Here is a 7,305-nt window from a genome sequence, read left to right on the forward strand (position 1 = left end):
CGTCGGTGCAGCTCGACCAGCGGCATCGCACGATCATCCTGGCAATCTGCTGCAGCAGCTTGTTCATCGTCGGGCTCGACAACACGATCGTGAACCTTGCGTTGCCGTCCATCGGCCGCGATTTCCACGCGTCGTTGACCGAACTCCAGTGGACCATCGATGCGTACACGCTGGTTCTCGCCAGCCTGCTGATGCTGGCTGGCTCGATGGGCGATCGAATCGGACGCCGACGCGTCTTCCAGACCGGCCTGGTCCTGTTCAGCATGGGCTCGCTGCTGTGCAGCGTCGCGCCCAATACTGCGACGCTGATCGTGTTCAGGATGATTCAAGCCGTAGGTGGCTCGATGCTCAATCCGGTGGCGATGTCCATCATCACCAATACCTTCACCGAACCACGCGAGCGGGCGCGTGCGATCGGAGTCTGGGGCGGCGTCGTCGGACTGAGCATGGCGTTGGGCCCGCTGGTCGGCGGGATTCTGGTGGACACCGTCGGCTGGCGCTCGATCTTCTGGATCAACGTCCCGGTCGGCATCGCCGCGGTGATCCTGGCGGCGAAGTTCGTTCCGGAATCTCGTGCCGCACACGCCCGCCGACCGGATCCGATCGGGCAGCTCCTGATCATGGTGCTGTTGGCGACGCTCACCTACGGGATCATCGAAGGACCCCGATTGGGTTGGGGCTCACCGTGGATCATCGCTTGCTTCGTCGCAGCCGTTGCTGCAGGCCTGTCGCTCGTGCCGTACGAATCACGACGCGCGGAACCGTTGCTCGATCCACGCTTCTTCAAGAGCGCGCCGTTCAGCGGAGCGACGGTGATCGCGGTCAGCGCGTTTGCCGCTCTCGCAGGCTTCCTGTTTCTCAATTCGCTGTATCTGCAAGAAGTTCGGGACTTCACGCCGCTGCATGCAGGTCTGCTCACCCTGCCGATGGCCGCGACGACGGCAGTGCTCGCCCCGATCTCCGGGCGGATCGTCGGCGCGCGGGGGCCGCGCATTCCGTTGCTGATCGGGGGAGCGGGGATCACGGTGAGCGCCGCGCTGCTCACGACGCTCACGACGTCCTCGTCGGTAGGGATGCTCGCGGTGGCGTACGTGCTCTTCGGTATCGGCTTCAGCTTCGTCAATCCACCGATCACCAACTCGGCGGTGTCGGGGATGCCGTTGTCGCGTGCGGGTGTTGCGGCTGCTGTCGCGTCGACGAGTCGGCAGGTCGGGTCTGCGCTCGGCGTCGCGGTTCTCGGATCGGTGGTCACCTCGGGGATCGTCGGCCCCATCGGCACCGGTTTCGTCGATGCAGCCCGGACGGGATGGATCATCATGGGCTGTTGTGGGCTCGTCGTACTGGCAGTCGGTTGGATCTCGACCGGCGAGTGGGCGAACCAGAGTGCGCGCCGGTTGTAGCGCGAAGGCCGACATCGCGGACCACCCGTGCCTTATGTTCGAGTGGCACACCGACTTCGACAAGAGGAACGCAATGCCGCTGCCACATCGACTCGCACTGGTGAACCGACGAGTGACGAACCGCGTCGTCGGCGCGGTCGCGGGGTGGGCGCCGGGATTCGCGATCGTGGTCCACAAGGGACGCAAGTCCGGTCGCGAGTACCGAACACCGGTGAACGTGTTCCACCGCGAGGACGGATATCGCTTCGCGCTCACCTACGGCACCGAGTCCGACTGGGTCAAAAACGTCCTCGCAGAGGGCGGCTGCACCATCGAAACCCAGGGCAAGACAGTCGAATTGGTCGATCCGGTGATCATGCGAGGCGATCCGGCCGGTTGGGCTCCCTTGGTGGTCCGGCAAGTATTACGTGGGATCGACGCGGCCGACTATCTGCAAGCGACCGTGCGTTCGTGATCGGGCAGTTGGACCGCTGACAAATTGGCCAGGCCACGGTCGCATAGGCTCGTGCCATGCAGCGAATTATCGGAATCGAGGTCGAATACGGCATTTCGTCGCCCACGGAGGCCTCGGCCAATCCGATCCTCACGTCGACGCAGGCCGTACTCGCCTATGCAGCCGCCGAGGGCGTGCCTCGCGCTAAGCGCACCCGGTGGGACTACGAGGTGGAGTCGCCGCTGCGGGATGCGCGCGGATTCGACCTTGGTCGCTCGAGCGGTCCTGCACCGGTGATCGACGCCGACGAGATCGGCGCTGCCAACATGATCCTCACCAACGGCGCGCGGCTCTACGTCGACCACGCGCACCCCGAATACTCGGCACCCGAGGTCACCGATCCGATGGACGCCGTCATCTGGGACAAGGCCGGCGAGCGCGTGATGGAGGCCGCCGCGCGGCATGCGGGCAGTGTTCCAGGAACGCCGAAACTGCAGTTGTACAAGAACAACGTCGACGGCAAGGGTGCGTCCTACGGCACCCACGAGAACTATCTGATGAGCCGCGATACGCCGTTCAATTCGATCATCACGGGACTGTCGCCGTTCTTCGCGTCGCGCCAGGTGATCTGCGGGTCGGGGCGGGTCGGCATCGGGCAATCCGGCGACGACGCAGGCTTCCAACTGTCTCAGCGCGCTGATTACATCGAGGTCGAGGTCGGGCTCGAGACAACCCTCAAGCGTGGCATCATCAACACCCGCGACGAGCCGCACGCCGATGCCGACAAGTACCGCAGGCTGCACGTCATCATCGGTGATGCGAACCTCGCCGAGATGTCGACCTACCTGAAGGTCGGCACCACCGCGCTGGTGCTCGACATCATCGAGGCCGGCGTCGACCTGTCCGATCTGCAACTCGCTCGACCGGTCACCGCTGTGCACACGATCAGCCACGATCCGACGTTGCGCGCCGTTGTCGCGCTTGCCGATGGTCGAGAGCTCACCGGTTTGGCCCTGCAGCGGATCTATCTGGAACGCGTGTCGGCCTACCTCCAGAAGCAGGGAAACGACGATCCACGCGCCGCCGACATCGTCGAGAAGTGGGCGATGGTGCTCGACCTGCTCGAGCGGGACCCGATGGAGTGTGCCGACATTCTCGACTGGCCGGCAAAGCTTCGGCTGCTCGAGGGCATTCGCAACCGGGAGGGACTCGGCTGGGCAGCACCGAAGCTGCATCTGGTGGATCTGCAGTACTCCGATGTCCGGCTGGACAAGGGGCTCTACAACCGACTCGTCGCCCGTGGCTCGATGAAGCGACTGGTCTCCGAGCAAGAAGTCCTCGACGCGATGAAGAACCCGCCTGCGGACACCCGCGCGTACTTCCGGGGCGAGTGTCTGCGTCGGTTCGGTTCCGAGATCGCGGCGGCGAGCTGGGACTCGGTGATATTCGATCTCGGCGGCGATTCGTTGGTCCGCATTCCGACGCTCGAGCCGCTGCGGGGCACCAAATCGCACGTCGGAGCGTTGCTGGACTCGGTGAACACCGCCGCCGAACTGGTGGATCAGCTCACCACTTGACCAGGACTCGCGCCCGGCAAATCCGCGGCTGCCACCCCTGTGTCACCGTGGCTCGGTAGGGTAAAGGTCCGAGAACACCCAAGTACCTCGAGTGCTGATACCTCGTGGTGCACGGCATATGAGGAGGTCGGCTGCTATGGCGCAGGAACAGACCAAGCGCACCGGTGGCGGCGACGAGGACGAGGTCCCCGGTGGGGACGGATCCGCGGGCCAGGAACGTCGCGAGAAGCTTGCCGACGACACCGACGACCTGCTCGACGAGATCGACGACGTGCTCGAGGAGAACGCCGAAGACTTCGTCCGCGCGTATGTCCAGAAGGGTGGCCAGTGACGTCCGATCGTTCACTCTCGCCGAACCTGTCGTCGTTCACCGAGCACCTGCGGGCGACCGCCCCGGAGCTGTTGCCGTGGAACCGATTCGACGCCGGTAAGGGTGACGGTGATATCGCTCCACACGGCACGACGATCGTTGCGCTCACCTATGCGGACGGCGTTCTGATCGCAGGTGATCGCCGTGCGACGCAGGGCAACCTGATCGCGAATCGCGACATCGACAAGATCTACATCACCGACGAGTACTCGGCGGCAGGTATTGCCGGCACGGCGGGCATCGCGATCGAACTCGTGCGGCTCTTCGCTGTCGAACTCGAGCATTACGAGAAGATCGAGGGCGTTCCACTCACGTTCTCCGGTAAGGCAAGTCGGTTGTCGGCGATGGTGCGAGGCAACCTGCCTGCCGCTATGCAAGGTCTGGCTGCCATTCCGCTGCTGGTCGGCTACGACACCGCCGTGACGGACCCCGCGGAGGCCGGTCGCATCGTGTCCTACGACGTGGTCGGCGGTCGCAGCGAGGAGCGCAACTACCACGGCGTGGGTTCGGGTTCGTTGTTCGCGAAGTCGGCGCTCAAGAAGCTGTACAAGCGCGGCCTCGACGAGTCGCAGGCGCTGCGAATCGCCGTCGAGTCCCTCTACGACGCTGCCGACGACGATTCCGCAACGGGAGGCCCGGATCTGGTGCGTCGCATCTATCCCACCGCCGTTTTCATCACCGCCGACGGCGCCGCCCAGGTTCCTGCCGAGCGCACCGAGGAAGTGGCGAAAGCCGTTGTGGCCGACCGAACCGATCAGGGGGGTGCTGCGCGATGACGATGCCGTACTACGCATCTGCCGAGCAGATCATGCGCGACCGCTCGGAGTTGGCGCGTAAGGGAATTGCACGTGGACGCAGCGTTGTCGTGCTCACGTACGACCAGGGAGTGCTGTTCGTCGCGGAGAACCCGTCGACTGCGCTGAACAAGGTGAGCGAGCTGTACGACCGCGTCGGGTTCGCCGCCGTGGGCAAGTACAACGAGTTCGAGAATCTGCGTCGCGCCGGGATCATGCATGCGGATACCCGTGGCTACTCCTACGATCGGCGCGACGTCACCGGCCGTACCCTCGCGAATGCGTACGCGCAGCTTCTCGGCACCATTTTCACCGATCAGTTGAAGCCGTACGAGGTGGAGATCTGTGTGGCCGAGGTCGGCTACCCCGACAGCCCCAAACCGCCGCAGCTTTATCGCATCACTTACGACGGTTCCATCGGTGACGAACGTGAGTTCATCGTGATGGGCGGCACGACCGAGCCCATCGTGACGGCACTCAAGAGCTCGTTCGAACCCGGCCTCGACCTGGCCGGTGCGGTCTCCGTCGCGGTCGGGGCGTTGCGGGCCGGAATCGCCGAGCCTGCCAACGGCGACAAGGAGAAGCGGACGATCGACGACTCCGCACTCGAGGTCGCAGTTCTCGATCAGTCGCGTCCGCGCCGGGCCTTCCGGCGGCTCACCGGTCCGGCACTGCAGACCGTGCTTCCCGCGGCTGCCGCGAAGCCTGCCGAGTCGGACGAGAAGAACTAAGCCTCAGCAACATCGGGCGCGTGGCACGGTTGACATGCCGCGTTTGGGTGACTTGACTGTGATCTAGTTCACAGCAGGGAACTCGGTTGGTTTCAGGCCGAATGTCGCCGCTGCGCACGCATAGAACACCAGCGTCCGTGGCGGGCATTCGAAGCCCGCCAAGGCTGAGTTTCGAGGAGCCTGATGAGCGAGCATGCTTCATTCGCCGACGAGCCGTCGATCTACGACGACACGGACCCACAGGCCGGCAAGGGAGTAGTCCGAATAGCGTCTGTTGCCGCACTCGGCGGCTTCCTGTTCGGCTACGACAGTGCGGTCATCAACGGTGCCGTTTCGGCAATCCAGGATCAATTCAACGTCGATGCGACCACACTCGGTTTCGCGGTTGCATCGGCGTTGCTGGGCGCCGCGGTCGGAGCATTGTCCGCGGGGCGAGTCGCCGATCGATTCGGTCGCCTCTTCGTCATGAAAGTCGCTGCGGTCCTGTTCCTGGTGAGCGCCATCGGAGCCGGCATCGCACCGAGCCTGTGGGTCTTGATCGTGTTCCGCATCATCGGCGGTCTCGGCGTCGGCGTCGCATCGGTGATTGCCCCCGCCTACATCGCGGAAGTGTCACCGGCGCGAATTCGCGGTCGGCTCGCATCGCTGCAGCAACTCGCCATCGTGACCGGAATCTTCCTGTCTCTCTTGGTCGATTTCCTGCTCGCGAAGGCGGCGGGTGGCTCGAAGGAAGAGTTGTGGTTCGGCATGGAGGCGTGGCGGTGGATGTTCATCGCGATGGTCATTCCCGCCCTGGCATACGGCCTACTGTCGCTGACGATTCCGGAGTCACCTCGATTCCTCGTTGCCAATCATCGCATCCCGGAAGCTCGCAAGATTTTGAGCATGCTGCTGGGCGAAAAAGGTCTCGACATCAAGATCCAGCGGATCGAAGAGACGCTGAAGACAGACGTAAAGCCCTCCTGGCGTGATCTTCTCGCGCCGAAGACCGGGCTGCTGCCGATCGTCTGGGTTGGCTTGGGGCTCTCGGTATTTCAGCAGTTCGTCGGTATCAACGTGATCTTCTACTACTCGAACGTGTTGTGGCAGGCGGTCGGATTCAGTGAGGACGGGTCGTTCGTCATCACCGTCATCACGTCGGTGGTCAACATCGTGACGACGCTGATCGCGATCGCGTTCGTCGACAGGATCGGCCGAAAACCGTTGCTGCTCATCGGATCGGCAGGCATGGCGGTCACACTGATAACGATGGCCATCATCTTCGGCTCTGCGCCTGTGGTCGACGGAACCCCGAAACTGAGTGGGGCAGAAGGTCCTATCGCGCTGATTGCGGCAAACCTGTTCGTCGTCGCGTTCGGTATGTCGTGGGGACCGGTGGTGTGGGTGCTGCTCGGCGAGTCGTTCCCGAACCGCATTCGTGCAGCCGCGCTGTCGTTCGCTGCGGCGGGCCAGTGGATTGCCAACTGGGCGATCACGACATCGTTCCCGAGACTGAAGGATTTCTCACTCGGTGTCGCCTACGGCTTCTACGGCGTGTGCGCGATTCTCTCCTTCATCTTCGTCTGGAAGTGGGTGCAGGAGACCAAGGGCAAAGAGCTGGAGGACATGCAAGCCTGAGCAGAATTTCTTGGCCGAGCGAACCGGGCGACAGTCCGGTTCGCTCGGCATTCCTTTGCTCGAAATGGGCTGTCAGGTTGACGAATTCGATTGTTATCGAACGTGTGTTCGAGTACAATTGGAGCATGTTCGATGGGGGTTTCATTCCAAGGGATTTGACGACGGATTTGCCGTTGTTCGAGGCGTTGTCGTCGGTGGTGGTGCGGGAGAACGTGTGCGCGTTCGAGAAGGTCACGATTGCTGCGGAGTTGTGGGATGTGTGAAGTACCCCAGGTTTAGTTCCTATGTGGTTGCGAGGGCCGGGGTCGGCTGGCTCGCTGGTTGTGAGGTGCCGGTCAAGGTGGCCTCGTACTCGACTGGCGGGACGTAGCCGAGTGATTCAT

Annotated in this window: 8 protein-coding genes; all 8 read left to right on the plus strand. The window is 63.4% G+C overall.

Going from position 1 to position 7,305, the window contains the following annotated elements; genetic code table 11:
• The first annotated feature begins 5 nt into the window (after window positions 1-5).
• The 8 genes from FOY51_RS09780 (at window position 6) to FOY51_RS27150 (ending at window position 7,185) form a co-directional block, all read left to right on the plus strand.
• Window positions 6-1,400, plus strand: coding sequence for an MFS transporter (locus FOY51_RS09780; protein WP_149429999.1), 1,395 nt, complete (start codon window positions 6-8; stop codon window positions 1,398-1,400).
• A gap of 73 nt (window positions 1,401-1,473) precedes the next feature.
• Window positions 1,474-1,854, plus strand: a complete 381-nt coding sequence (locus FOY51_RS09785) for a nitroreductase family deazaflavin-dependent oxidoreductase (protein ID WP_149430000.1) — start codon at window positions 1,474-1,476, stop codon at window positions 1,852-1,854.
• Window positions 1,855-1,910: 56 nt separating this feature from the next.
• A complete protein-coding gene (gene dop, locus FOY51_RS09790; RefSeq protein ID WP_149430001.1) occupies window positions 1,911-3,410 on the plus strand; it encodes a depupylase/deamidase Dop in 1,500 nt (499 codons plus the stop codon).
• 136 nt (window positions 3,411-3,546) lie between these two features.
• Window positions 3,547-3,741 (plus strand): ubiquitin-like protein Pup, encoded by a 195-nt coding sequence (locus tag FOY51_RS09795; protein ID WP_149430002.1) that lies wholly within the window; start codon window positions 3,547-3,549, stop codon window positions 3,739-3,741.
• On the plus strand, window positions 3,738-4,556 hold the full coding sequence (gene prcB, locus FOY51_RS09800; protein ID WP_235916220.1) for a proteasome subunit beta: 819 nt from the start codon (window positions 3,738-3,740) through the stop codon (window positions 4,554-4,556). Before FOY51_RS09795 ends, prcB begins: the two co-directional genes overlap by 4 nt.
• Window positions 4,553-5,305, plus strand: a complete 753-nt coding sequence (gene prcA, locus FOY51_RS09805) for a proteasome subunit alpha (protein WP_149430003.1) — start codon at window positions 4,553-4,555, stop codon at window positions 5,303-5,305. Before prcB ends, prcA begins: the two co-directional genes overlap by 4 nt.
• Window positions 5,306-5,488: 183 nt before the next feature.
• A complete protein-coding gene (locus FOY51_RS09810) occupies window positions 5,489-6,922 on the plus strand; it encodes a sugar porter family MFS transporter (RefSeq protein WP_149430004.1) in 1,434 nt (477 codons plus the stop codon).
• Window positions 6,923-7,047: 125 nt separating this feature from the next.
• Window positions 7,048-7,185 (plus strand): hypothetical protein, encoded by a 138-nt coding sequence (locus FOY51_RS27150; RefSeq protein ID WP_187776255.1) that lies wholly within the window; start codon window positions 7,048-7,050, stop codon window positions 7,183-7,185.
• Window positions 7,186-7,305 lie beyond the last annotated feature (120 nt).

Origin of the sequence: Antrihabitans cavernicola (assembly GCF_008297975.1) — a bacterium.
GTDB classification, from domain to species: Bacteria; Actinomycetota; Actinomycetes; order Mycobacteriales; family Mycobacteriaceae; genus Antrihabitans; species Antrihabitans cavernicola.